This window comes from Aeromonas sp. R7-5, assembly GCF_040908015.1.
GTDB classification, from domain to species: domain Bacteria; phylum Pseudomonadota; class Gammaproteobacteria; order Enterobacterales; family Aeromonadaceae; genus Aeromonas; species Aeromonas caviae.
This window is the reverse complement of sequence record NZ_JBFOCZ010000012.1, coordinates 104,406-130,274: the sequence shown is the minus strand read 5'-3', so window position 1 is coordinate 130,274 and position 25,869 is coordinate 104,406. Positions and strand designations below refer to the sequence as shown.

The following is a 25,869-nucleotide window of genomic DNA, read 5'->3' as shown; positions in this document are numbered from 1 at the left end:
CGGGGTCACACAGCGACTCGTCGTGGAAAGCACGTTTATAGTTGGACTTTCAAGCTCACATCACCGCGTTCGGCCCGATCAACCAGGGACAACACGGTCTTCATTTGTTCATCTTGCTTGCCGGCGATACGGCGCACATCGGCCTGACCAACCAGCTCGGCCAGGGTGATATCCCCCAGGAAACTGGAGATGCGTTCGCTCAGATCCCGCCACAAGGAGTGGGTCAGGCACTGGGTACCACCGTGGCAGCCCCCTTTGCCGAGGCACTTGGTCGCATCGACCGATTCATCGACCGCGGTGATCACCTGACCGACCGAAATCTCGCCAGGGGCCAGACCGAGGCGATAGCCGCCACCGGGGCCACGTACGCTGCTCACCAGACCATGTTTGCGCAGACGAGCAAACAGTTGTTCCAGATAGGACAAGGAGATGCCCTGGCGCTCTGAAATATCAGCCAGGGGCACGGGCCCCTGCTCTGCATGCAACGCCACGTCGAGCATGGCTGTCACCGCGTAACGTCCTTTTGAGGTCAGTCTCATATGCCTTACCGTCTTGCGAACCAATCAATATGTGGCATATGGTCACATACCCGACTAAATCAGTCAAGTATATGCTTGAGTAAATCAGTCGGGATTAATCCTGTGCCCTGGACTTCTGGACAGAGGTGAGAATGCCCCGCAGGATGTTCAACTCCACTGCTTCGGGTCTGGCCCGATTGAATAGACGACGCAGTTTGCTCATCACATGGCCTGGATGGTCATCGGCAATGAACCCCGTCTTTTGCAACGTCTGCTCCAGATGCTGATAAAACCCTTCCAGTTGCTGGGCGCTGGGGTACTCGACCCGCTCATCCTCCGGGGCCGAATGCTCCTGGTTCTGTACTTCCAGCCAGCGCATCCGCACCTCGTAACAAAGGGTCTGCACTGCCATGGCCAGATTGAGGGAGCTGTATTCTGGATTGGCGGGAATGGCCACATGGAAGTGGCATTTTTGCAGTTCGTCATTGGTGAGGCCGGTACGTTCACGGCCAAACACCAGCGCGACCGGGTGCTCCATGCCCTCGGCAACCAGCTTCTCGCCCGCTTCACGGGGATCCAGCATGGGCCAGCTCAAGGTGCGGGAACGGGCACTGGTGCCGATGACCAGACCACAGTTGGCAATGGCTTCATCCAGGGTCGGCACAATACGGGCGCGAGCCAGGATATCGCTGGCCCCCGCTGCCAGGGCGACGGCCTCCTCATCCGGCTGGGCCTGGGGATCGACCAGCACCAGTTGAGTCAGCCCCATGGTCTTCATGGCCCGCGCCGCGGATCCCATGTTGCCGGTGTGAGAGGTGTTTACCAACACGATACGAATCTGATCCAACATGCCCAGTCAATCTTCAGTCAAAAATGGCGCGCAATTGTAACATAACCAATCGCTATTTTGGCACCGCTTCCGACCAGGCATTTCTGCACAAACAGACAGATGATACATCCCCACCCTGCGTGGTCACGCTGACAGTGGGGTACTGCGGCTCAAGTTCACCTGTTCCGCAGCACTCGGGCAAGAAAACGGCTCAGCTCATTGTCGCGGCAGTGGGCACGTGCGTCTCGCGGGCCCGCTCGATAAAGGTCGCCAGATCCATCAGGGGGTATTTCATCAATCCCAGCCCGTCCAGATCCAGGCTGTCCATCAGGTTTTTCACCTCCAGACCCAACTCGGTGTTCCCTTCAATCTTCAGCTTGCGCTGGAAGAAGAGAGAGTCGGGATCTTCCTTGCGCCCGGCGATCAGAACAAGATCCTGGCTATTGCCGCTGAAACAGACATCGACGTGCTCACACTTCCTCGCCACTACCAATTTGCCCTCCTGCTCGCTGATAAACCAGCATAGCCCCAGATCGCTGACTTCCACTTTCAGCCACTTGCCCGCAAGAAACGCAAATTCCCCCTCTTCGATGGCCTCCCGGAATACCCTGCCCAGCAGGGCCTCCATCAGGTTTTGTTGCAGCGGGAAGGGCACCAGCTTGAGGGGGTGGCGCAAGAGACGGGGTGCCTGTTCGACCAGGCGACGTTGCAGATGTTGAAACACGATAAACTCCCAGTTTTTTGCGCATTCAAGCACAGCCCCTTCGGCAAGATCCTGTTGAAAATCAAACTTGTGCCCACTTACCCCAAGAAGGGTAAAGCCACCTAAAGCTGCCTCAGGTCAAAAAGCGGGAGGGCAAGCATGCATACAATCGGGCCACTTTGCATTTTTGCCCTCTCGGAGCGTACCCGATGGAATTACTCTGCCCGGCAGGCAGCCTGCCGGCACTGAAGACAGCCGTGGATAACGGGGCCGATGCGGTCTACATCGGCTTCAAGGATGACACCAATGCCCGCCACTTCGCCGGGCTCAACTTCACCGACAGCAAGCTGGAAAGAGCGGTTGACTATGTCCACCAGCATGGCCGCAAGCTGCACATCGCCATCAATACCTTTGCCCACCCGGGCTCCGATGCCCGTTGGAAGCAGGCCGTGGACAAAGGGGTGGCGCTCGGTGCCGATGCCCTGATCATCGCCGATCTCGCCGTGCTCGATTATGCCAGCCGCCGCCATCCCGACATGGAGCTGCATGTCTCGGTCCAGGCCAGCGCCACCAACGCCGCTGCCATCCGCTTCTACCAGCAGCACTTCAACGTCGGCCGGGTGGTGCTGCCGAGGGTGCTCTCCATGCATCAGGTCAGGCAGCTGGCCCGCGAGACCGACGTCGGCCTTGAGGTGTTCGCCTTCGGCAGCCTCTGCATCATGGCGGAGGGGCGCTGCTACCTCTCCTCCTACATGACAGGCGAAAGCCCCAACACCGTCGGCGCCTGCTCACCGGCCAAGTTCGTACGCTGGGAGGAGACCCCGAGCGGCCTCGAATCCCGCCTCAACGAGGTGCTGATCGATCGTTACGGCCCGGGGGAAAACGCCGGCTACCCGACCCTGTGCAAGGGGCGCTTCGAGGTGGATGGCCAGACCTATCACGCGCTTGAGGAGCCCACCAGCCTCAACACCCTTGGCCTGTTGCCCGAGCTGTTCCAGACCGGCATCCAGTCGGTCAAGATCGAGGGACGCCAGCGCAGCCCCGCCTATGTGGAGCAGGTGACCCGGGTCTGGCGCGCCGCCATCGACGCCTATCAGGCCAACCCCGAGGCCTATCAGGTCAAGGCTGAGTGGGATGCCCAGCTCGCCCGCGTCTCCGAGGGGAGCCAGACCACCCTCGGTGCCTATCATCGCCAGTGGCAATAAGGAGCCCTGTTCATGAAATTCTCACTCGGGCCCCTGCTCTTCTACTGGCCCAAGGCCGACACCCAGGCCTTCTATCAGGCGGCCGCCGCCAGCCAGGCCGACATCGTCTATCTGGGGGAAACCGTCTGCAGCAAGCGGCGCGAACTGAAAGTGGATGACTGGATTGCCCTCGCCCGTCAGGTGGCGGGCTCCGGCAGGCAGGCGGTGCTCTCCACGCTGGCGCTGATCTCTGCCCCCTCCGAGCTCAAGGAGGTCAAGCGGCTGATCGACAACGGCGAGCTGATGATCGAGGCCAACGATCTGGGGGCCGTCCAGCTCGCCAGTGAAGCCGGGCTGCCGTTCGTCTGCGGCCCCGCCATCAACGCCTACAACGCCGACGTGCTGCGCATGCTGCTTAAACAGGGGATGCAGCGCTGGGTGATGCCGGTGGAGCTCTCCCGCGACTGGCTGATGCAGCTCAATCAGGATCTGAGCAGGGAGCGCCAGCAGTTCGAGGTGGAGGTGTTCGCCTATGGTCATCTGCCGCTCGCCTACTCGGCACGCTGCTTCACCGCCCGCTCCCTCGACCGGCCCAAGGACAACTGCGAACTGGCCTGCATCGACTACCCCACCGGGCGACTTGCCAGCAGTCGCGAGGGGCAGAAGGTGTTCAACCTCAACGGCATCCAGACCCAGTCCGGTTACTGCTACAACCTGGGTAACGAGCTCAAGGGGATGGAGGGCCTGGTGGATGTGGTGCGCCTCTCGCCCGAAGGCATGGAGACCCTGACGATGCTGGAGCGCTTCAAGGCCAACGAACAGGGGATGGCCCCCCTGCCCCTGCAGCAGGAGCGGGACTGCAACGGTTACTGGCGCCAGATCCCCGGCATGAGCCTGGTGGAGTAGCGGTACACCCCGTGTCACCAGACAGCAAAAAGGCCTCGTCAAGAGGCCTTTTTCATGGGGTTCAAACCCGTTTAGTCACGCTTTGCCGCTCTTGCCCTGGGCTCCGGGTGGCTGGGGCTTGCGCGCCATCAGTTCCAGCTCCAGCAAGGCATAGCGATGCTCGATGAAGTCATAGACGTTGTTGGCCAGCGCCAGCTTGAAGTAGCTGATGGCTTCCTTGCGGTTACCCTTGGCCAGCTCGAACTTGCCGAGGTAGAAGTAGGTCTCGCACAGGCGCTCGGCGAGCTCCCTGTTGTCCTTGACCCCTTTCACCACGTTGCTCATCAACTGGGTGGCATTGATGTCGCCCGTATAGAGGCGCACCAGATCCCAGTTCCAGGCGTCGTCGTCATACTTGTTGAGCCGCTCGCGCATCCGGCTCATGGCCGCCGGTCCGTTGAGCTTCTGCTCGGCCAGATAGAGCCAGATCACCCGATAAGGGTCTTCCGGTTGCGCCTCGTAGAAGCGTTTCATATCCGCCGCGGCAAGCTCGGGGCGATTGCCGTAATAGAGCGCGATTCCCCGGTTGAGATAGGCGTAGTCGTAATCCGGGGCGAGCTCCAGGGCGGAGTCGAACGCCTCATAGGCCTCGTCGTAGTTCTGCTGTTGAACCAGATAGACACCGATGAAGTTGTAGGCCTCGGCAAAATCCGGCTTCTCCCGCAGGGCGCGGTTGAAGTCGAGTCGCGCCAGGGAACGCAAGCCCACCCGGTCAAACACCACGGCACGCTCATAGAAGAGTTCAGCCCGCTGTTCGGTCGTCAATTCCATTTCACTGAGCATCTGCCCGAGTCGCGCCAACGCCAACTCGCTCTGGTAGGAGACCTGCAAGGGGGTCGCCAATACCAGTGAAGCGGGTTGCGGCTTGGGAACTTGAGGCGCTTTTACCTGACTGCTACTGCTGCAACCCCACAAGGGGAGCAACAACAGGATACCCGTGAGGTATCCAATCCCTATCCTGACGTTCAATGAACACTCCGACGCTTACGCTTGACCCCGCATATGGTAAAGATCACGGGGCCGTTTGTCATGTGGCGCAGCCCCTCTCCCTCAAATAAATCAGGATTCGACAGGGTATCCGGCATCGCTCCAGCCGCGAAAGCCTCCATCGACGCTGACGACCCGGGAATAACCCATCTTCTGCAGGTTATCCGCCACCAGGATGGAGCGAAATCCCCCACCACAATAGAGGTAGAGTTCGGTGTCGGGATCCGGATACCGGGTCTCGATGTCACGCTCTATCACCCCACGCCCGAGATAGGTGGCCCCCGGCAGATGACCCCTGGCCCACTCGCTCTCTTCGCGCACGTCGAGCAGATGAAATGCTCGGCCCTCATCCTGCCAGCGCTTGATCTGGTGCACATCGGTTTCCTGCACCTGCGGGCGGATGGCCTCTACCAGGGCCAGAAAACGGGGATTGTGTTGCATGGGCTTGCTCCTTGCTTTGGGTAATGGATGCTGGGTTGTGGGGAGCATCATGACTCACCCCGGCCACAAGAGAAAGGGCGCCTTGCGGCGCCCTTGTCTGTTACGGCAGGATCTCTTGCTGATCCGCGCCCTCTTTTTCCACCTGGGTCGGCAGCATGTGCTCCCGCTTGATCCCGAGGAACATGGCTGAGGCGCTCGCCACATAGATGGAGGAGTAGGTCCCGAAGGCCACCCCGATCACCATGGCGATGGAGAAGCCGTGGATCAGAGGCCCGCCTTTGAGCAGCAGCGCCACCACCACCACGAAGGTCAACCCCGAGGTGATGATGGTCCGGCTCAGGGTCTCGGTCATGGAGAGATCCATGATCTCCGCGGTGTCCCCACGGCGTACCTTGCGGAAATTCTCCCGCACCCGGTCGAACACGACGATGGTGTCGTTCAGGGAGTACCCCACCAGCGTCATCAGCGCCGCCAGCACGGTCAGGTCGAACTCGTACTGGAAGTAGGCAAAGATGCCGAGGGTGATGATCACGTCGTGAGCCAGGGAGAGGATGCCCCCCGTGGCCAGACGCCACTCGAAGCGCACCGCCACGTAGATCAGGATACAGAGGATGGAGGCCAGCATGGCCAGGGCACCGTCGGTGGCCAGCTCGTCACCCACGGAGGGACCGACGAACTCGACACGCTTGAGCACGGCGCTCTCGTCGACCAGCTTGGCGGCCGCCAGGACCTCGTTGCCCTGCTGCTCGACCTTGACGCCCTCTTGCGGGGCCATGCGCACCAGCACATCACGGCTGGAGCCGAAGAACTGCAGGGTCGCCCCGTCAATCTTCTGCTGATCCAGCGCCTCGTGCATCTTGTCCAGGCTCACCGACTGCTGGAACCCCACCTCGATGGTGGTACCGCCGGTGAAGTCCAGCCCCCAGTTCAGGCCACGATCGTACAGAACGTAGAGGGCGAGCACCGTTACCAGAGCAGAGAGGACCATACCCAGCTTGGCGAAACGCATGAAGGGGATGGGCTTTTCAAAATGTAGAATTTGAAACATGTCTCTTCCTTAGATCGGCAGCTTGTCGATGCGCCGTCCACCCCAGGCCAGGTTGATGATGGCGCGGGATACCGTGATGGCAGTGAACATGGACGCCGTCAGGCCGATCCCGAGGGTCAGGGCGAAGCCCTTGATGGCACCGGTACCGATACCGAACAGGATCACGCAGGTGATGAGCGAGGTGACGTTGGAGTCGGCGATGGTGGAGAAGGCGCGATCAAAGCCCAGGTGAATGGCTTGCTGCACCCCGCGACCATTGCGGATCTCTTCACGAATACGCTCGTAGATCAGCACGTTCGCATCCACCGCCATGCCCAGCGTCAACACGATACCGGCGATGCCCGGCAGGGTCATGGTGGCCCCCGGGATCATCGACATGATACCGACGATGAGCACCAGGTTCATGGTCAGCGCCAGATTGGCCACCCAGCCGAAGGCACGGTAGTAGATCCCCATGAAGAGCACGATCACCAGCATGGCCCAGCCGATGGCTTCCATCCCGCTGTCGATGTTCTGCTGACCCAGGCTCGGGCCTATGGTGCGCTCTTCGACGATCTGAATGGGGGCAATCAGGGCACCGGCACGCAGCAGCAGCGCCAGGTTGTGGGCTTCGTTGGCGTTGTCGATCCCGGTGATGCGGAACTGGCTACCCAGGCGAGACTGGATGGTGGCGACGTTGATCACCTCCTCCTGCTTGCGGAACTTGCGCTTGCCGTCCGGACCAGGCTGACCCACCGGCTTGTACTCGATGAAGACGGTCGCCATGCCTTTGCCAACGTTGTCCTTGGTAAAGTTGGCCATCTTGTTGCCACCCTGACCATCGAGCTTGATGTTGACCTGGGGACGGCTGTATTCATCGAAACCGGACTGGGCACCCACGATGTGGTCACCGGTCAGGATCACGCGCTTTTGCAGTACCACGGGACGACCGTTGCGATCGTTGTAGACCTTGGAGCTCGGCGGCACGCGGCCTGCGGCAGCGGCCTGGATATCGGCAGCCTCATCGACCATGTGGAACTCCAGGGTCGCGGTGGCACCCAGGATCTCCTTGGCACGGGCGGTGTCCTGGATCCCCGGCAGCTCGACGATGATACGCTCACCGCCCTGCTGCTGGACCAGCGGCTCGGCCACACCCAGTTCGTTCACCCGGTTGCGGATGATGGTGATGTTCTGCTCGAGGGCATACTTCTTCACCTCTTTGATCTTGGCTTCGCTCAGAGTGGCCAGCAGGATGAAGTCATCCCCTTTCTGGTCGGTGGTGAAGACAAGATCCGCATTCTGGCGACGCAGGAAGGAGAGTGCCTTGGCCTGATCGGCCTCGTCACGGAAGACCACCTGCACCTGATCCCCGACCCGGCGTACACCGGAGTAGCGAATTTTCTGGGTACGCAGTTCGGCGCGGAAATCCTGCACCATCTGTTCCTGCTGCTTGGCCAGCGCTTCGGCCATGTCCACTTCCATCAGGAAGTGCACACCGCCCCGCAGGTCAAGACCGAGCTTCAGGGGCGCCGCGCCGATGGCCTCGAGCCAGGCGGGGGTGGAGGGTGCCAGGTTGAGGGCGGTGATGAAATTGTCGCCCAGCTTGTTGGCCACGATGTCACGCGCCTTGAGCTGGTCTTCGGTGTTGTTGAAACGGATCAGGATGAAGCCGTGCTCGAACGCCGCATGCTTGACCGGGATCTTCGCCTCGTCGAGGGTTTCCTTCACCTGATCGAGGGTTTCTAGTTTGACTTCGGCACCACGGCTGGCAGAGACCTGCAAGGCCGGGTCTTCGCCGTAAAGATTGGGGGCTGCATATAGAAAACCGATGGCGATCACGACGATCACCATCAGGTATTTCCACAGCGGATAGCGATTTAACACGCTGTGCTCCTCGGGAGATTAGAGGGACTGGATAGAACCCTTGGGCAGAACGGCAGAGACGAAGTCACGCTTGATGGTGACCTGGGTCTGATCGTTCAGGGCCAGCACAATGTAGTCGCTGTCGGCGGAAACCTTGGCGATCTTGCCGACCAGGCCACCGGAAGTGAGCACTTCGTCGCCCTTGGAGAGGGAGCTCATCAGATTGCGATGCTCCTTGGCACGCTTGGCCTGGGGACGGTAGATCATGAAGTAGAAGATGAGACCGAACACGGCCAGCATGATGATCATTTCCATGCCACCACCCTGTGCTGCCGGAGCCGCGCCTTCTGCATACGCCTTGGAGATAATGCTCATTTAACAACCTCTTATTGATGTAGATTTGAATACTAACTTATATGTCGTTGTTATTTCACGTCATTTTCAGCCAGTGGAGGCACAGGCTTCCCTTGCCGACGGTAAAACTCAGTTACAAAGTCGTCTAATTTACCCTGCTCGATCGCGTCCCGCAAACCCTGCATCACGCGCTGGTAATAACGCAGGTTGTGAATGGTATTCAGACGGGCACCGAGGATCTCGTTGCACTTGTCCAGATGGTACAAATAGCTGCGGGTGTAGTTCTTGCAGGTGTAGCAATCGCAGTCCGCATCCAGGGTGCTGGTGTCTTCCCGGTACTTGGCGTTGCGGATCTTGACCACGCCATCGGTGGTAAAGAGATGACCGTTGCGGGCGTTGCGGGTCGGCATCACGCAGTCGAACATGTCGATACCGCGGCGCACCCCTTCCACCAGATCCTCCGGCTTGCCCACCCCCATCAGGTAGCGCGGCTTGTCGGCCGGAATTTTCGGACAGACATGGTCAAGGATGCGATGCATGTCCTCTTTGGGCTCACCCACGGCGAGACCGCCGACCGCGTAACCGTCGAAGCCGATCTCAAGGAGACCGTCCAGCGACACATCCCGCAGCGGTTCGTAGACAGAACCCTGGATGATGCCGAACAGGGCGTTCTTGTTGCCGAGCGCATCGAACTTGTCACGGGAGCGCTTGGCCCAGCGCAGGGACATCTCCATGGACTTGCGCGCTTCCTCGTAAGTGGCCGGGTACGGGGTGCACTCGTCGAAGATCATCACGATGTCGGAACCCAGATCGTACTGGATCTCCATGGACTTCTCGGGGTCGAGGAAGATCTTCTCGCCGTTGATGGGATGACGGAAGTGTACCCCCTCCTCGGTGATCTTGCGGATGTGCCCCAGACTGAATACCTGGAAACCACCGGAGTCGGTCAGGATCGGCCCCTGCCAGTTCATGAAGTCGTGCAGATCGCCGTGGGCGCGCATCACTTCCTGACCCGGGCGCAGCCAGAGGTGGAAGGTGTTGCCAAGCAGGATCTGGGCACCGGTCTCACGCACCTCTTCCGGTGTCATCCCCTTGACGGTGCCGTAGGTGCCGACCGGCATGAAGGCCGGGGTCTGGACCACGCCACGCTCGAACACCAGTTGACCGCGACGGGCACGCCCATCGGTGGTTTTCAATTCAAATTTCATTGCTACCTCTATTCAGTCAGAGAAACAGTCTGACAACAAAGGGCCCGAGGGGCCCGGTAATATGAAGCCGGCCGGCATACTGACAAGCAGAGCCTGAACGACTTCTGAAGGGCAAGGCTTAACCCTGCACCCGGCGACGGGTGACGAACATGGCGTCCCCGTAGCTGAAGAAACGGTACTGTCCCGCCACGGCGGCCTGATAGGCGGCCATCACGTTGTCATAGCCGGCAAAGGCGCTGACCAGCATGATCAGGGTGGATTCGGGCAGGTGGAAGTTGGTGATCATGGCATCGACCACCTGGAACTCGTAACCGGGGAAGATGAAGATGTCGGTGTCATTGAAGAAGGGCGCCAGCGGCTTGCCCTGGGCCAGGGTCGCCTTGGCCGCACTCTCGAGGGATCGCACCGACGTGGTCCCCACCGCAACCACACGACCGCCGCGGGCGCGGGTCGCCGCGATGGCATCCACCACCTCCTGGGGCACTTCGGCGTATTCCGAGTGCATGTGGTGATCTTCAATCTTGTCGACGCGCACCGGCTGGAAGGTGCCCGCCCCCACGTGCAGGGTCACGAAGGCCATCTCCACGCCCTTGGCACGGATCTGCTCGAGCAGCGGCTCGTCGAAGTGCAGACCGGCGGTCGGCGCCGCCACGGCACCCGGCTTCTGGTTGTAGACGGTCTGGTAGCGCTCCTTGTCGGCATCCTCGTCGGGACGGTCGATATAGGGAGGCAGCGGCATGTGGCCGATGGCATCCAGAATGGTCAGCACAGGGCGCGGGTCCAGGAAGTGGATCTCGAACAGAGCGTCGTGGCGGGCACGCATCTCGGCTTCGACGGGCACGCCGTCGGCACCGCCATCCAGAAGGAGACGGGTACCTGGCTTGGGGGACTTGGACGAGCGGACGTGCGCCAGCACGCTGTGCTCGTCCAGAATGCGCTCCACCAGCACCTCCAGCTTGCCGCCGCTGGCCTTCTGGCCAAACATGCGCGCCGGAATGACACGGGTATTGTTGAACACCAGCAGATCGCCGGGGTTGAGCTGGTCAAGCACATCGACAAAATGACCGTGGCGCAGGGCGCCGGTTTGACCATCGAGCTGCAGCAGGCGGCTGGCGGTACGCTCCGCCATGGGATAGCGGGCAATCAGCTCGTCTGGCAGATCAAAATGAAAATCGGATACTTGCATCTTTCACCTCGGGGGAATCGGCGGCTAGTCTAGTTATCCCCCTCTTCCAAGGCAACCCAAAAGACTAAAAACCCAAGGAAGACAAGGGATAGCGGGCCATTTTGTGAGGCTGGGCCCGTTAAAAAACCTTTAAGGTTTTGTATTGACCCCGATCATGTTCTGGCGACGGGGGCTGGGCTAGGGTGGAAGCAGACACACAAGGAGGCCCACCATGATGACCCTCTCCGAGATCATGACTGAACACCCCTTTACCCTGGGTCCGGAAAACAGCGTCAAGCAGGCGATGGAGCTGATGCAGCAGGAGCGGATCCGTCACGTTCCCATCGTCGATGAACACCAGCATCTGCTCGGTCTGGTCACCCTCTCGGACATCCTGGCCACCCGCGAATCCAAGCTGCTGCTGATCAACCCCGAGCGGGAGGCGGAGTTCACCGACAGCGTCCAGCTCGACGAGATCATGACTCGTCAGGTGGCGAGCGTGGATCCCCACGCCGGCATCAAGGAGGCGGCCCTGTATCTGCAGCGCCACAAATATGGCTGTCTGCCGGTACTCAAGGGGCGCAAGCTGGTTGGCATCGTCACCGAGTCGGACTTCATCGCCGTGGCCATCAATCTGCTGGAGCTGATGGAGGAGCAGGAGCCCCCAACCGACTTTTGATCTTAAATTTCTGTAATAAAATTACAATAAAAGCGTTTTCAGCCTAATTTAACGGCTATTTAAGTGAAACACTTTCAATTTGACTGTAAAATTACACCACAAAACTTGCGTTGTGACATTCATCACACTATGATGCCCACCATGCAATGGTTGCCGAAGAGGAGATGAGGATTGTGCACCCGCCATCTTCTCTTCATATGTCTGCAAGTTTGCACACCCCGTAGTTAGTCTTTGCTGTAAAGCATATTTATCGCCATTCCTTGTTTGATGACCCGGCCCTGTCTGTGCGACGGCGCCGGGATTTTTTTATCCCTCTTTTTTCTACTGCGCCGCCTCGTCTGCCCCCTTCTCTGCTCACGCAATGAAAACAAATCCGGCCCAGCCCTTGAAAATGTGACATGCAGGACAGAAATTGAACTTCGACAATGAGTTATCTCCGAAGGCCTGAGATATTCATGTTAGGTACAGTTGTGATGGTCTATCTAATAAATAGATTTATGTGATTCAAAATTGTGGCTTTGACCGATTAGAAAAAGTCACTATGATGACTCCATCGAAAGTTAAGCGCCTCGTCTGGCACGACTCTTCAACACCAGACAGGCATATGTACATCACCAAGGAGCAAATACATGTCTACCTACATCAACACTGAAATCAAGCCGTTCAACGCCACCGCCTACCACAATGGCAAATTCGTTCAGGTGTCTGACGCTGACCTGAAAGGCAAGTGGTCCGTGGTGTTCTTCTACCCGGCTGATTTCACCTTCGTCTGCCCGACCGAGCTGGGCGACCTGGCCGACAACTACGCCGAATTCCAGAAGCTGGGCGTCGAGATCTACGCCGTCTCCACCGACACCCACTTCACCCACAAGGCCTGGCACGACACTTCTGACACCATCCAGAAGATCCAGTACCCGATGATCGGCGACCCCACTGGCACCATCACCCGCAACTTCGGCGTGATGATCGAAGAAGCTGGCCTGGCTGACCGCGGTACCTTCGTCATCGACCCGCAAGGCGTCATCCAGATCGTTGAAATCAACGCTGGCGGCATCGGCCGTGACGCACTGGAACTGCTGCGCAAGGTCAAGGCTGCCCAGTACGTTGCTTCCCACCCGGGTGAAGTGTGCCCGGCCAAGTGGAAAGAAGGCGACGCCACCCTGGCCCCGTCCCTGGATCTGGTAGGCAAAATCTAAGCCTCCCCGCTCTGAAGACCGGCCCGTTCAAGGGCCGGTCTTGTTTACGGCCCTCAGAAAATGCGCCGGTCTGCTGTGTGGACCTCTGTTTTCTGTATCCGGTCATCGTGCCGACCCGCATTCAGCAAGAAGGAATTCGACCATGTTAGATACCAACCTCAAACAACAACTCAACGGTTACTTGCAGTACATCGTCAATCCCATCGAGATCAGCGTGTCCGGCAATGACAGCGACAAATCCGCCGAACTCCTGGCATTGGCCAGCGAGATTGCCGAGATGTCCCCCAAAATTTCCCTGACCGATGGCACCAATACCCGCAAGCCTTCCATGAGCATCGCGCCCCAGGGCCAGGCCCCGCGCGTGCACTTTGCCGGCATTCCCATGGGTCATGAATTCACCTCCCTGGTGCTCGCCCTGCTGCAAAGCGGCGGTCACCCCTCCAAGGCCGATCCGGCCGTGCTGGAGCAGGTGAAGAACCTCAAGGGCGATTTCCACTTCGAGACCTATATTTCCCTCTCCTGCCACAACTGTCCGGACGTGGTACAGGCCCTGAACCTGATGTCCACCCTGAACCCCGGCATCACCCACACCATGATCGACGGTGCCCTGTTCCAGGATGAGGTGAACGAGCGTCAAATCATGGCGGTCCCGAACGTCTACCTGAACGGTCAGCCGTTCAGCCAGGGCCGCATTTCGCTGGAAGAGATCGTTGCCAAACTCGACACCGGCGCTGCCGAGCGCAAGGCGCAAGAGCTGAGCGAAAAAGCGCCTTATGACGTGCTGGTGGTGGGCGGTGGCCCGGCCGGTGCCGCCGCGGCCATCTATGCCGCCCGCAAAGGCATTCGCACCGCCATTGTCGCCGAACGTTTCGGTGGCCAGGTGATGGACACCGTCGGCATCGAGAACTTCATCTCCGTGCCCTACACCGAGGGCCCCAAGCTGGCAGCCAGCCTGGAGCAGCACGTCAAGCAGTACGGCGTGGAAGTGATCACCGAGCAGCGTGCCGCCGCCATCAGCAAGGATGGTTACGTCAACGTGGATCTCGCCTCCGGTGCCACCTTGAAGAGCCGCGCCGTGATCCTGGCGACCGGTGCCCGCTGGCGCGACCTGAACGTGCCGGGTGAACTCGAGTACCGTACCAAGGGTGTGGCCTACTGCCCCCACTGTGACGGCCCCTTCTTCAAGGGCAAGCGCGTGGCGGTGATCGGTGGCGGCAACTCCGGCATCGAGGCGGCCATCGATCTGGCTGGCATCGTCGAGCACGTCACCGTGGTGGAGTTCGCCGATACTCTGCGTGCCGACGACGTGCTGCAGAAGAAGGCCCGTTCCATGGGCAACATTGACATCATCATGAGCGCCCGCACCACCGAAGTGATCGGTGATGGCAGCAAGGTGGTGGGCATGGACTACGAAGATCGCACCACCGGCGAGATCAAGCATCTGGCGGTGGCTGGCATCTTCGTCCAGATCGGTCTGGTGCCGAACACCGAGTTCCTCAAAGGAAGCGAGATTGCCCTGACCCGCTTTGGCGAAATCGAGATCGACACCAAGGGTGCCACTTCCCTGCCCGGCGTCTATGCCGCAGGGGATGCCACCACGGTACCGTTCAAGCAGATCATCATCTCCATGGGGGCAGGTGCCACCGCCGCCCTGGGTGCGTTTGATTACCTCATTCGCAACCCGGCGCCGGAAACACAAGCTACCCAGGCCGATGCCGTGACCGCCTGATAACCGCCGCCCAACAAAAAACCGACTCCCTGGAGTCGGTTTTTTTATCCCTGTCGTTGGGTCGGCAGCCTTCAACGTCCTTGCGGCGCGTCCCTCTCCTGCCCCTCTTCACTCACCGCTCTCTCTTCTGCATCAGGCGCGGCATAGCTCGCCGGCACTGCCTCCCCTTCCAGATCCGTTCTTGGCTCCAGCTCCGCCGTCATGGGGGTGTTGGGGGGCACCGGCATGAAGACCTGGTGCTCCGTCAACGGAATGGGGGCTCGCTTACGCCTGCGCCAGCCGAGATAGGCCGACAGCAGCAGACCGCACAGAGCAAAGTAGACGAACAGCCCCTGTGGTCCGAACGTCGCCATGGTAAAGGGGGCCAGCAGCGGACCCGTCATGGCTCCCAGGCTGTAGGCAAGCAGCAGCCCCTGGTTTGCCCCCAGCACCTGATCCGGGCGCAGTTCATCGCAAGCATGGCTGAGGCTCAAGGGATAGATGGAGAACGCCATGCCCCCCAGCAGGAAGACAAGAGTCCCCTCGATTGGCTCGCGCCAGGGCTCCGGCAGCAGCACCATCAGCAACGCGATCAGGGTCAGCAGGGCGCAGAGCAGCAGGATCACCAACCGTCTGTCGTAACGATCAGATGCACGCCCGATGGGATATTGCAGACACATCCCCCCCAGGATCACCAGCGCCATCATGTCCGCCACCTGGGAGAGGGAGGCGCCGCTGTCGGTGAAATAGAGCGGCAACAGCCCATAGATGGCCCCGAGGATGAGGCCCGAGGTAAAGCTGCTGCCCATTCCCGCCGGAGTGAGGCGCACCAGCTCCAGCACTCCCACCGGCTGGGGAGCCACCATGGCCGGCGTCGCCACCCGGGAGAGAGCCAAAGGCACCACGGAGAGGGTCGCCGCCATGGCGCACAGGGCGAACGGCGTCAGCACCATGGGGTCCACCTGCTTGAGCAGCAGTTGGCCCAGGGCGAGTGAGCCGTACAGCAGGATCATGTAGAGGGACATCAACCACCCCCGGTTCGCAGGGGTGCTTGAGACCAGCATCCAGGACTCCAGCACCACGAACAGGCCGCCGGTGGCAAACCCCCCGATCAGCCGCAGCGCCGCCCAGGTGACAGGCTCCACCACCATGCCGTGCAGCAGAAACAGAAAACAGAGCAGGGAGGCGTAAGCCGCATAGGCCCGGATATGACCCACCCGTATGATGAGGCGGGCATTGATGAAGGTCCCCAGCACCAGGCCGCCGAAATAGGCAGCCGACACCAGACCGATGGCCTGGGCGGACACCTGCTCGGCGGAGAGACGCACCGTCAGCAGGGTATTGAACAGACCGTGACCCAGAATGAAGATCACCAGACTGGTCAGGGGGGACAGCAACCTTGTCAGTGCCATGGAGCCTCCTCGCAACAAAAGGGTCATGGTAGCCCCAGCCTCCCGCCCCCTTCAACCCGAATGCCCTCCCCCTGCGGGGCTATGCTTGACGGAAACCCCACATGGAGATCCGAAAGATGAGACTCATGCTGTTGTTGGCAGCCCTGCTCTTTTGCGGCAGCGCCCTCGCCTTCCACTGCCCCATGGACATGAAGAAGATAGACGACGCCCTGGCCACAGGCCCCGCCCTCAGTGCCGAGCAACTGGCCGAGGTGAAGCAGTTGAGAGCGGACGGAGAGACCTTGCACAACGCGGGCAAGCATCAGGAATCGGTCGATACACTGGCCAAGGCCATGGCCATTCTCGGCATCGATCAGGGCTGATACCGCCCCTTCGCCGCGCGACGGTCTCTTTCGCATCGCCCGGATACAGACCGCCAAAATGAAACAAGGCCCTCGCCATCACTGGCGGGGGCCTTTTCACTGCGGATGTCAGCGCTGAACGGTGCTACACCCGGCCACTGTAGACCAGGGTGCAATAGTTGAAGGCTATCTTGCCGTCAACGGCATGGCGAGCAAACTCGCGGCGAACGAGCGCCGTCATCTGATCGTGGGCCGGCGTGCCCGCCACAGGCGCATAGGAGGAGGAGTTGAGCCGTCCAAGCACCCCGTCAAGATCGAACAGCTGGCTGTTCTCGAAGCGATCGAGCCGGAACTCCCCGGTGAAGAAGGCGCGAAAATCCGCCTCGCCGAGGTTGCGATGATTGACCTCCTCGTAATCCCCCGAGTAGGCGTGCAGCCCCTCTTCATAGGCCTTGAGAAACGGGGTGTTCGTCAGCCTGTCATTCCAGATGAGGGCGACCCGGCCACCGGGCTTGAGCAGCCGCTGGCACTCCTGCCGAAAAGCCGCGCGATCGAACCAGTGAAACGCCTGGGCGACCGTGACCAGATCCATCGCCCCCGTGGGCAGGCCCGTGGCTTCCGCACTGCCGTGCAGCCAGCCGATGTTCCCCACCTGAGCGAGCAGCCGTTTGGCGGCAGCCCGCATATCGTCATTGGGCTCCACCGCCCAGACCCGCGCGACCCGGGGGGCCAGCAGGGCGGTCAGGATGCCGGTGCCCGCGCCGATGTCCGCCACCTGGGCCTCTGGCCCCATGGCCAGCTCCCTTGCCAGAAAATCCAGCATGGCGGCGGGATAACCGGGCCGATATTTCACATAGGCCTCGACCCGGGTCGAGAATCGCTGGGTACTGTCCATGGCAGACTCCTCTCTTGCTGCGGCCTTCATGCCGGCTCCCGGCCTGGTGACCAGGATCCCCATGCCACTACACTTGACCCCATCATGCAAGCCCCAAGCGGGTGGCAAACGGCGTACAGGCTGGCTTGCCACCCAGCAAAACAGCAGGCGCTGCGGGCGGCAGGATACCCATCGGGGCGCCCGCTCACGGGCGTCGAAGGACAAACACCAGGATGGAGCTGCGACACAATGAGACCAGTCAAGAACAAGATTTGCCTCTGGTATGACGGGGATGCCGAGGAGGCGGCACGGTTTTACGCCAGTCTCTTCCCCGACTCCGCCATTGGTGCCGTACACCGGGCCCCGGCCGACTATCCCGCCGGCAAGGAAGGGGATGTGCTGACGGTCGAGTTCAGGGTGATGGGGATCCCCTGCCTCGGCCTCAACGGCGGGCCCGGGGTCCGCCACAACTGGGCGTTCTCGTTTCAGGTGGCCACCCAGGACCAGGCCGAGACGGATCGTTACTGGCACGCCATCATCGACAGCGGCGGTCAGGCGAGCGAGTGCGGCTGGTGCCAGGACAAGTGGGGCATCTCCTGGCAGATCACCCCTCAGGTCCTCATCGAGGCGATAAGCGATCCCGACCCCGAGGCAGCGAGACGCGCCTTCGAGGCCATGATGCAGATGGACAAGATTGACATTGCCACCATCGAGGCGGCGCGCCGGGGCGAGTAGCCCGTTCGCACGGGCGCCGCACACAACAAGGCCACCCCTGGGGGTGGCCTTGTGCATATTGGCTGTCAGCCCTTCACGGCGCCGCCATTACTTGGCGTAATCCTCGGTGGGTACGCAGGAGCAGAACAGATTGCGATCGCCATAGACATCGTCGATGCGGTTGACCGACGGCCACAGCTTGCTGGCGCGCACCGCGTCGGATGGGAAGACCGCCTCGGCGCGGCTGTAGCCACGGTTCCACTCTGCATCCATCACGTCGTCCTGGGTGTGCGGCGCATGGACCAGGGGGTTGTCGGCAAGGCTCCAGTGACCGTCCTGCACCCGGGCAATCTCGGCGCGGATGGCGGTCATGGCTTCCACGAAGCGATCCAGCTCGCGCTTGGATTCCGACTCGGTCGGCTCTACCATCAGGGTACCCGCTACCGGGAAGCTCATGGTCGGCGCGTGGAAGCCGTAGTCCATCAACCGCTTGGCCACGTCCATCTCGCTGATGCCAGAGGCTTCTTTGAGCGGGCGGATATCCAGAATGCACTCGTGGGCCACCCGACCGTTGCGACCTGTATAGAGCACGGGGAAGGATTCACCCAGCTTCTTGGCCAGGTAGTTGGCGTTGAGGATGGCCACCTGAGTGGATTTCTTGAGCCCCTCGTCCCCCAGCATGGCGATGTACATCCAGCTGATGGGCAGGATGCTGGCCGAGCCGAACGGGGCGGCAGACACGGCGCCGTTGTCACGGCTCTCCTTGTCGGTCTTGACCACGGCGTGACCGGCCACGAACGGCGCCAGGTGTTTCTTCACGCCGATGGGGCCCATGCCCGGACCGCCACCGCCATGAGGAATGGCGAAGGTCTTGTGCAGGTTGAGGTGAGAGACGTCCGCGCCGATAAAGCCTGGCGCCGTCAGCCCGACCTGCGCGTTCATGTTGGCGCCGTCGAGGTACACCTGACCACCATACTGGTGAACGATGTCGCACACCTCCTTGATGGTCTCCTCGTACACCCCGTGGGTGGAGGGGTAGGTCACCATCAGGCAGGAGAGCTGGTCTCCGACCTCAGCGGCCTTGGCCCGCAGGTCGTCCAGATCCACGTTGCCTGCCTTGTCACAGGCGGTGACGATGACCTTGAGGCCCGCCATCTGGGCGGAAGCCGGGTTGGTGCCGTGGGCAGAGGCCGGGATGAGGCAGACATCGCGATGCCCCTCTCCGCGAGACTCGTGGTACTTCTTGATGGCCAAGAGGCCCGCGTATTCGCCCTGAGCGCCGGAGTTGGGCTGCATGCAGACCGCATCGTAGCCGGTCACTTTCACCAGCCAGTCTTCCAGATCTGCCAGCAGCAGCTGGTAACCCTGGGTCTGCTTGAGCGGCGCGAAGGGGTGCAGCTTGCCGAATTCAGGCCAGGTCACCGGGATCATCTCGGCGGTGGCGTTGAGCTTCATGGTGCAGGAGCCGAGAGAAATCATGGCGTAGTTCAGGGCCAGATCTTTCGCTTCGAGACGGTGGATGTAGCGCAGCATCTCGGTCTCGGAGTGGTACTTGTTGAATACCTCGTGGGTCAGCACGGCGTCGGTGCGCAGCAGATCCTGCGGAATGGCGTGATGCGTCTGGGCGGCCTGGTCGAGGGCCTCCACATCGAGGCCGTGACCCGCCCCAAGGAACAGGTCGAACAGCTCGGCCACATCGCCTCGGGTGGTGGTTTCAGAGAGGGACACACCGACCGCACCATCGAGATCCGCACGCAGGTTGATACCGAGCCCTTCGGCCTTGGTAATGAGTGCAGCCTTGTCCGACGTCAGTACTGTGAGGGTATCGAACCAGCTTCCGTGCTTGAGGGCCACGCCCTTGGCGGTGAGGCCGAGCGCCAGGATGGTGGTCAGACGGTGCACGCGGGAGGCGATGGTTTTCAGCCCCACCGGGCCGTGGTAGACGGCGTAGAAGCTCGCCATGTTGGCCAGCAGCACCTGGGCAGTACAGATGTTGGAGTTGGCCTTCTCGCGGCGGATATGCTGCTCGCGGGTCTGCATGGCCATGCGCAGGGCGCTCTTGCCACGGGCATCCTTGGAGACGCCGATGATGCGACCCGGCATGGAGCGCTTGTAGGCGTCGCGGGTGGCGAAGAAGGCGGCGTGGGGGCCACCGTAACCCATGGGCACACCGAAGCGCTGGGCACTGCCGAACACCACGTCGGCACCCAGTTCACCTGGGGATTTGAGCAGCAGCAGGGAGAGCATGTCGGTCCCGACGCAGGCCAGCCCCTTCTGGGCCTGGACGGCGGCAATGAGGGAACGCAGATCGGTCACATTGCCGGTGGTGCCCGGGTACTGGAACATGGCACCGAATACCTCTTCGCTCACGGCCTCGCCCGCAGGGCCGACCACCACATCGAAACCGAAGTGGACCGCGCGCTCCTTGACCACGTCGATCACCTGAGGGTGAACGTCGTCGGCCACGAAGAAGAGGTTGGATTTGGATTTGGCCATGCGCTTGGCCAGCGCCATGGCTTCGGCGGCGGCGGTGGCTTCATCGAGCAGGGAGGCGCTCGCCAGATCCATGCCGGTGAGATCCAGGGTGAGCTGCTGGAAGTTGAGCAGGGCTTCGAGACGGCCCTGGGCCAGCTCGGGCTGATAGGGGGTGTAGGCGGTGTACCAGCCCGGGTTTTCCAGCACGTTGCGCAGGATGACGTGGGGCACGTGGGTGTCATGGTAGCCCATGCCAATGTAGCTCTTGGCGATCTGGTTCTTGGCCGCATAGCCCTTGAGCTTGGCCAGGGCCTCCACTTCGGTCATGGGGGCGCCGATACCAAGCGGCCCCGGACGACGGATGGCGGCGGGGACCGTCTGCTCAATCAGATCGTCCAGGCTCTCGGCACCCACGGTGGCGAGCAGGGCCCGCAGTTCTTCCTCACCCGGGCCGATGTGACGGCGGATGAAATCGGTTTTTTGCTCGAGTTCAAACAGTGACTGGGTCATTTCCCTATTTCCTGATAATAGGTCCTGGCATGACATCCTGATAACCAAGACCTGATGTTCCTGTAGCCGGTCGATACCGGCTCCACTCATGTTCTGTGTCCGCCGCGGGCAGACGGGGAATGCGGCAAGGGCATCCCGAAGGCGTAAAGGCTGCACCCTTCCTGCAACCGCCATGGCCGCAGGATGGCAATCATACAAGTGGGCCCTGCTGTGTTGGCAGGGCCCGGGGGCATTACTCTTCGTCCACCACGTTCTGGTAGCCTTCGGCATCCAGCAGGTTGGCGAGCTCGCCCGCGTCGTCCAGCTTGATGCGGAACAGCCAGCCGGCGCCGTAGGGGTCGGAGTTGACCAGCTCGGGGCTGCCTTCCAGCTCTTCGTTGACGGCCAGGATCTCGCCGCTCACCGGGCTGTAGATGTCGGAGGCGGCCTTGACGGACTCCGCCACGGCGCAATCTTCACCGGCGCTCACCTGCTTGCCCACTTCCGGCAGATCGACGAACACCATGTCCCCCAGCAGATCCTGGGCGTGCTCGGTGATGCCGACCACGGCTTCGCCGTTGGCTTCAACACGGACCCACTCGTGGGAGGTGGCATATTTCAGTTCGCTCGGGATATGGCTCATTTGTGCTTCCTTTATGCTCTTGGATCGCTTCAACAAAAATGGGGCGGCGAAGGTCAACCCTCGCCGCAATCAATGATTACACCAGCGGCTGGCCGTTGCGCACGAAGGCCGGCTTGGTGACTTTCACGGTGACCTGCTTCTTGCGGATCTCCACCTGGGCCTGCTCGCCGATATCACGGGGCACCCGCGCCAGGGCAATGCTGTAACCCAGAGTGGGCGAGAAGGAGCCGGAGGTGATCACCCCCTCCCGTGTTTCGCCGCTCTCGCTGGTGAAAGTGACCGGCATGCCGGCACGCAGCACGCCCTTTTCTTCCATCACCAGACCCACCAGCTTGGGCTGGTTGCCGGCGGCCTTCTGGGCTTCCAGGGCGGCGCGGCCGATGAATTGGCGGGAGGCAGGCTCCCAGGCCAGGGTCCAGGCCATGTTGGCGGCAAGCGGAGAGATTGACTCGTCCATGTCCTGACCGTAGAGGTTCATGCCCGCTTCCAGGCGCAGGGTATCACGGGCACCCAGGCCGCAAGGGGCCACGCCGTTGTCCAGCAGGGCCTGCCACAGATCGCACGCCTTCTCTTGGGGAACCACGATCTCGTAGCCATCTTCGCCGGTGTAGCCGGTGGTGGCGATGAAGAGATCCCCGGCCTGCACACCGAAGAAGGGCTTCATGCCTTCGACCGCCGCATTCTGCTCGGGGGTGAACACCTTGGCCGCCTTGGCCTTGGCGTGGGGGCCCTGCACCGCGATCATGGCAAGCTCGGGGCGCTCGGTCACGCTCACGGCAAAGTCGATGGCGTGATGGCGGATCCAGGCCAGATCCTTCTCGCGGGTGGCGGAGTTCACCACCAGGCGGTAGAAGGTATCGGTCAGGAAGTAGGTGATGAGGTCATCGATGACGCCGCCTTCCGGATTGAGCATGCCGCTGTAGAGGGCCTTGCCGGGGACGGTGAGTTTGGCCACGTCGTTGGCCAGCAGGTGTTGCAGGAAGGCTTTGACCCGCTCGCCGGTCAAATCGACGATGGTCATGTGGGAGACATCGAACATGCCTGCATCGGTGCGCACCACATGGTGCTCTTCCAACTGGGAACCGTAGTTGATGGGCATCTCCCAACCGTGGAAGTCCACCATCTTGGCACCCGCTTCCAGGTGTTTCGGATGCAATACAGTAGTCTGGATCATCGCTGTGTTTCCTTAAGCGTTCGCGACAACACTCGCAATCCGCCCCGGCTCGTCGGGAACTACGGACCACAAGCTCTGTGCTCGTTCCCGCCCGGGCGGGCAGGAGTGATTCCTTGAACGGAGCGGATTATATGACAAGCGTGCCGGGGCACCGCTCAAAAAAAACTAATCCTCACCCGACTCACTGACACCAGACACTAAGGCAAAAACAGTGATAAAAACAGCCAAAACCGCGCCATTGCGGGATTTAATGTTGATTTTTACCGTCCCGTCACAATTTACAGAAAAACGTTTCGCTTCTCGCCAACATTAAAGGCTGACCCCCCAAAGGGTCATATCGCCCTGTCAGATTAGTTTTTTTGTTAAAACCCCGGGGTAAGATTAGATTTTTTCACCCTTGGCCAGGGTGGGCAGCTCCCCATCCAGCCCCATGGCGGCCCGGATCATGCCCTGCTTGAGGGGGCCAAGACCGTCGACGGCGCGAAGCCCCACCCCGCGCACCAGCTTCTTGAGGGGGTTGCTGCCCGCAAACAGTCGCTTGAGCCCCTCCATGGCCGCCAGCATGCGCGCCGCCTCGCTCTTGCGCCAGCGCTCGTAGCCCCGCAGGTTGGCGAGCAGGCCGATGTCCGCGCCCTTGCCGTGATGAATGAGGATCTGCTCCGCCAGGGCGGCGGCATCCAGCAAGCCCAGATTCACCCCCTGCCCCGCCAGCGGGTGGATGGTGTGGGCCGCATCCCCCACCAGCACCAGGCGCTCGCGGGCAAAGTCGCGGGCGTAGCGGGCGGTGAGCGGAATGGCGCTGCGAGCCCCCTCCACCTTGCACAGCCCGAGGCGCCCATCAAAGGCGGCGGTGAGCTGGCGGTTGAAGCCATCGTCATCCAGGGCGCAGAGCGCCTCGGCGCGGGCCGCGGGCACAGACCACACGATGGAGCAGAGGTCGGGCTGCCACAGGGGCAGGAAGGCGAGCGGCCCCTGGGGGGTGAAGATCTGGCGCGCCACCGCCTCATGGGGCTCGGCACAACGCACCGTCGCCACCAGGGCGTGATGACCGTAATCCCAGCTGGTGAGCGGGATATCGGCCTGACGGCGCACCCAGGAGTGGGCGCCGTCGGCGGCCACCACCAGCTTGGCCGAGAGGGCCTGGCCATCTTCCAGCAGCAGCAGGGCGCCCGCTGGCCCGCACTGCAGGCTGGTGGCCCGGGCCGGGGTCAGCATCTGGATATTGCTGGCCCCCGCGATGGCGTCCAGCAGCGCAAGCTGGATCACCCGGTTCTCGACGATGTGGCCAAGGGCCCCCTGACGCAGGCTGGCAGCATCGAAATCGATGTGGCCGAAACTGTCCTGCTCCCACACCTGCATCTTCTCGTAGGGCTGCAGGCGGCGCGCCACTATGCCGTCCCAGGCGCCGACCCCTTGCAGGATGTGCTGACTCGCGAGGCTCAGGGCACTGACCCTGTTGTCCGGCGTCTCACCGAGCGTTGCATCGGGCAGCCGGCCTTCCACGATGGCCACCTTGATCGCCCGGTTCTTGAGGGCGGCAGCGAGCCCCAGGCCCACCATGCCCCCCCCCACGATCACCACATCCACATCTTGCATCTGCATTCTCTTGTGTCCTTTCCGGGCGAGTCGCCAGGATCTGCGAGGCGACGCCCACAGGCGTGCCTCTTGCTCGAAATCGTCTTTGCCGCCGGGGCGACAGCGCTTATTGGCCGCACACCTCGTCCACGAATCCCAGGGTGCGGGAGGCGAGCGGTGCCTTGAGCCAGGGCACTCTGCCCATCAGGGAGAGCGCCAGATTGCGGCCCACCACCAGGGGAGCGTGATGGTTTGAGAAGAGCTGGGCCAGGGAGGACGTGAGCCAGACGGTCTGGGCCTGATCGTCCCGCCGCTGCTGCCAGTAGCCGCTTAGCACCTCAAAGCCGCCGATGTCTTCCCCCGCCGCGAGCGCACGGGCCAGGGTCCGGGTCAGCACGTCCAGATCCCGCATGCCGAGGTTGAACCCCTGACCGGCGATGGGGTGCAGCAGGTGGGCGGCGTTGCCCACCAGCACGGTGCGCTGGGCCAGGGGGTAGTCGGCCACCGTCAGCACCAGCGGATAGAGGTGGCGCACGCCGGTACGCTCGATGCGCCCGAGGCGCCAGCCAAAGGCCTGCTGCAGACGGGCGAGAAAGGCGGCGTCATCCAGTGCAAGCAGCCCCTGTGCCTCGTCCCGCGGGACGCTCCACACCAGGGAAGAGAGGCCGTCCTGCATGGGCAGCAGGGCCAGCGGCCCTCCGTCGGTAAAGCGCTCGAAGGCCCGTCCGGCGGGATCCTCGGCGGTCTTGACGGTGGCGATGATGGCGCTCTGACCATAATCGTGGCGACTGACCGGCATCTTGAAATGCTGGCGCACGAAGGAGTGGCCCCCGTCGGCCGCCACCAGCAGCCGGGTGCGGTAGCGCGCGCCCCCCTCCAGGGCGAGGGTCACTCCCCCCTCGTCGGGGTCGATGGCCTCAAGCCTGGCCGGGCACAACATACGGATCTGCGGGCAGGCGGCGATCGCCTCTTGCAGCACGATGCCCGCCGCCGACAGCTCGATCACCTGACCGAGGGCGGGCAAGCCATACTCCGCCGCCGACAGCCGGGTCTGGCCGCAGTGGCTCCGATCCGACACATGGATATGGGTGATGGGGGAGCAGTGGGGCACCAGGTGCGGCCAGAGGCCGTGACGGGCCAGCGCCTCGCAGGTACCGGCGGAAAGCGCGATGGCACGGGCATCGAAACCGGGATGAGCATTGAGCTCGGGCGCACTCGCCTCCAGCAGCAGGATCTGCAGGGGGGCGCCGTCCTGTCCTTTCAGGGCGGCAAGGGAGAGGGCCAGCACGGCACCGCTCATACCACCGCCGACGATAGCCACGTCGACGTGAACCAGATCAGATTGAGACATGAGAAGAGGGCATA

The 25,869-nt window shown here is 61.7% G+C and carries 24 protein-coding genes; 7 read left to right on the top strand and 17 right to left on the bottom strand.

Annotation, left to right across the window (positions count from 1 at the left end; all coding sequences use genetic code 11):
• Positions 1 to 35 precede the first annotated feature (35 nt).
• From iscR to AB5Y53_RS04565, 3 genes are all read right to left on the bottom strand, one after another.
• Positions 36 to 539, bottom strand: a complete 504-nt coding sequence (iscR, locus tag AB5Y53_RS04575) for a Fe-S cluster assembly transcriptional regulator IscR (RefSeq protein ID WP_025327241.1) — start codon at positions 537 to 539, stop codon at positions 36 to 38.
• Between the two features lie 94 nt (positions 540 to 633).
• On the bottom strand, positions 634 to 1,368 hold the full coding sequence (gene trmJ / locus AB5Y53_RS04570) for a tRNA (cytosine(32)/uridine(32)-2'-O)-methyltransferase TrmJ (protein WP_103857942.1): 735 nt from the start codon (positions 1,366 to 1,368) through the stop codon (positions 634 to 636).
• 190 nt (positions 1,369 to 1,558) lie between these two features.
• On the bottom strand, positions 1,559 to 2,071 hold the full coding sequence (locus AB5Y53_RS04565; protein ID WP_151028118.1) for an SCP2 domain-containing protein: 513 nt from the start codon (positions 2,069 to 2,071) through the stop codon (positions 1,559 to 1,561).
• A gap of 188 nt (positions 2,072 to 2,259) precedes the next feature.
• Here AB5Y53_RS04565 and AB5Y53_RS04560 point away from each other — a divergent pair, with 188 nt between their 5' ends.
• Together AB5Y53_RS04560 and AB5Y53_RS04555 are read left to right on the top strand one after the other, a co-directional pair.
• Positions 2,260 to 3,255 (top strand): peptidase U32 family protein, encoded by a 996-nt coding sequence (locus tag AB5Y53_RS04560; protein ID WP_010675064.1) that lies wholly within the window; start codon positions 2,260 to 2,262, stop codon positions 3,253 to 3,255.
• Between the two features lie 12 nt (positions 3,256 to 3,267).
• On the top strand, positions 3,268 to 4,140 hold the full coding sequence (locus AB5Y53_RS04555) for a U32 family peptidase (protein ID WP_368181226.1): 873 nt from the start codon (positions 3,268 to 3,270) through the stop codon (positions 4,138 to 4,140).
• A gap of 75 nt (positions 4,141 to 4,215) precedes the next feature.
• On the opposite strand, the gene nlpI is transcribed toward AB5Y53_RS04555, so the two are convergent.
• From nlpI to queA, 7 genes are all read right to left on the bottom strand, one after another.
• Positions 4,216 to 5,148 (bottom strand): lipoprotein NlpI, encoded by a 933-nt coding sequence (gene nlpI, locus AB5Y53_RS04550; protein WP_280520777.1) that lies wholly within the window; start codon positions 5,146 to 5,148, stop codon positions 4,216 to 4,218.
• 90 nt (positions 5,149 to 5,238) lie between these two features.
• Entirely contained in the window at positions 5,239 to 5,607 is a 369-nt protein-coding gene (locus AB5Y53_RS04545) for a rhodanese-like domain-containing protein (RefSeq protein ID WP_213319209.1), read from the bottom strand.
• A 100-nt stretch (positions 5,608 to 5,707) separates the two neighbouring features.
• A complete protein-coding gene (secF, locus tag AB5Y53_RS04540; protein WP_039038736.1) occupies positions 5,708 to 6,655 on the bottom strand; it encodes a protein translocase subunit SecF in 948 nt (315 codons plus the stop codon).
• Positions 6,656 to 6,664: 9 nt separating this feature from the next.
• Positions 6,665 to 8,518, bottom strand: coding sequence for a protein translocase subunit SecD (gene secD, locus AB5Y53_RS04535; RefSeq protein ID WP_103260284.1), 1,854 nt, complete (start codon positions 8,516 to 8,518; stop codon positions 6,665 to 6,667).
• An 18-nt stretch (positions 8,519 to 8,536) separates the two neighbouring features.
• The gene (gene yajC, locus AB5Y53_RS04530) at positions 8,537 to 8,872 is read right to left on the bottom strand and encodes a preprotein translocase subunit YajC (protein ID WP_010675070.1); all 336 of its coding nucleotides are present in this window, start codon (positions 8,870 to 8,872) and stop codon (positions 8,537 to 8,539) included.
• 50 nt (positions 8,873 to 8,922) lie between these two features.
• Positions 8,923 to 10,059, bottom strand: a complete 1,137-nt coding sequence (gene tgt / locus AB5Y53_RS04525) for a tRNA guanosine(34) transglycosylase Tgt (RefSeq protein WP_010675071.1) — start codon at positions 10,057 to 10,059, stop codon at positions 8,923 to 8,925.
• A 118-nt stretch (positions 10,060 to 10,177) separates the two neighbouring features.
• Positions 10,178 to 11,245 carry a tRNA preQ1(34) S-adenosylmethionine ribosyltransferase-isomerase QueA gene (gene queA / locus AB5Y53_RS04520; RefSeq protein ID WP_010675072.1) on the bottom strand — a complete coding sequence of 356 codons (1,068 nt, stop codon included), beginning with the start codon at positions 11,243 to 11,245 and terminating at the stop codon, positions 10,178 to 10,180.
• 211 nt (positions 11,246 to 11,456) lie between these two features.
• Here queA and AB5Y53_RS04515 point away from each other — a divergent pair, with 211 nt between their 5' ends.
• The 3 genes from AB5Y53_RS04515 (at position 11,457) to ahpF (ending at position 14,828) form a co-directional block, all read left to right on the top strand.
• Positions 11,457 to 11,903 carry a CBS domain-containing protein gene (locus AB5Y53_RS04515; RefSeq protein ID WP_010675073.1) on the top strand — a complete coding sequence of 149 codons (447 nt, stop codon included), beginning with the start codon at positions 11,457 to 11,459 and terminating at the stop codon, positions 11,901 to 11,903.
• Between the two features lie 629 nt (positions 11,904 to 12,532).
• A complete protein-coding gene (gene ahpC, locus AB5Y53_RS04510) occupies positions 12,533 to 13,099 on the top strand; it encodes an alkyl hydroperoxide reductase subunit C (RefSeq protein ID WP_010675074.1) in 567 nt (188 codons plus the stop codon).
• A gap of 142 nt (positions 13,100 to 13,241) precedes the next feature.
• The gene (gene ahpF / locus AB5Y53_RS04505) at positions 13,242 to 14,828 is read left to right on the top strand and encodes an alkyl hydroperoxide reductase subunit F (RefSeq protein ID WP_368181225.1); all 1,587 of its coding nucleotides are present in this window, start codon (positions 13,242 to 13,244) and stop codon (positions 14,826 to 14,828) included.
• A gap of 71 nt (positions 14,829 to 14,899) precedes the next feature.
• On the opposite strand, the gene AB5Y53_RS04500 is transcribed toward ahpF, so the two are convergent.
• Entirely contained in the window at positions 14,900 to 16,219 is a 1,320-nt protein-coding gene (locus AB5Y53_RS04500) for an MFS transporter (RefSeq protein WP_368181223.1), read from the bottom strand.
• Between the two features lie 116 nt (positions 16,220 to 16,335).
• Here AB5Y53_RS04500 and AB5Y53_RS04495 point away from each other — a divergent pair, with 116 nt between their 5' ends.
• The gene (locus AB5Y53_RS04495) at positions 16,336 to 16,581 is read left to right on the top strand and encodes a hypothetical protein (RefSeq protein WP_368181222.1); all 246 of its coding nucleotides are present in this window, start codon (positions 16,336 to 16,338) and stop codon (positions 16,579 to 16,581) included.
• 124 nt (positions 16,582 to 16,705) lie between these two features.
• On the opposite strand, the gene AB5Y53_RS04490 is transcribed toward AB5Y53_RS04495, so the two are convergent.
• Positions 16,706 to 17,455 carry a class I SAM-dependent methyltransferase gene (locus tag AB5Y53_RS04490; protein WP_319896124.1) on the bottom strand — a complete coding sequence of 250 codons (750 nt, stop codon included), beginning with the start codon at positions 17,453 to 17,455 and terminating at the stop codon, positions 16,706 to 16,708.
• A gap of 228 nt (positions 17,456 to 17,683) precedes the next feature.
• Between AB5Y53_RS04490 and AB5Y53_RS04485 the strand changes: the two genes are divergently transcribed.
• Complete coding sequence (locus AB5Y53_RS04485; protein WP_368181221.1) at positions 17,684 to 18,169, top strand: VOC family protein; 486 nt, start codon at positions 17,684 to 17,686, stop codon at positions 18,167 to 18,169.
• A gap of 87 nt (positions 18,170 to 18,256) precedes the next feature.
• Here AB5Y53_RS04485 and gcvP read toward each other — a convergent pair whose 3' ends face one another.
• From gcvP to ubiH, 5 genes are all read right to left on the bottom strand, one after another.
• Positions 18,257 to 21,133 carry an aminomethyl-transferring glycine dehydrogenase gene (gene gcvP, locus AB5Y53_RS04480; RefSeq protein WP_368181220.1) on the bottom strand — a complete coding sequence of 959 codons (2,877 nt, stop codon included), beginning with the start codon at positions 21,131 to 21,133 and terminating at the stop codon, positions 18,257 to 18,259.
• 232 nt (positions 21,134 to 21,365) lie between these two features.
• Entirely contained in the window at positions 21,366 to 21,755 is a 390-nt protein-coding gene (gene gcvH / locus AB5Y53_RS04475; RefSeq protein ID WP_010675081.1) for a glycine cleavage system protein GcvH, read from the bottom strand.
• A 76-nt stretch (positions 21,756 to 21,831) separates the two neighbouring features.
• A complete protein-coding gene (gene gcvT, locus AB5Y53_RS04470) occupies positions 21,832 to 22,929 on the bottom strand; it encodes a glycine cleavage system aminomethyltransferase GcvT (RefSeq protein ID WP_010675082.1) in 1,098 nt (365 codons plus the stop codon).
• A 381-nt stretch (positions 22,930 to 23,310) separates the two neighbouring features.
• Entirely contained in the window at positions 23,311 to 24,531 is a 1,221-nt protein-coding gene (locus AB5Y53_RS04465) for an FAD-dependent 2-octaprenylphenol hydroxylase (RefSeq protein ID WP_010675083.1), read from the bottom strand.
• A 100-nt stretch (positions 24,532 to 24,631) separates the two neighbouring features.
• Positions 24,632 to 25,855 (bottom strand): 2-octaprenyl-6-methoxyphenyl hydroxylase, encoded by a 1,224-nt coding sequence (gene ubiH / locus AB5Y53_RS04460; RefSeq protein WP_368181219.1) that lies wholly within the window; start codon positions 25,853 to 25,855, stop codon positions 24,632 to 24,634.
• Positions 25,856 to 25,869: the final 14 nt, after the last annotated feature.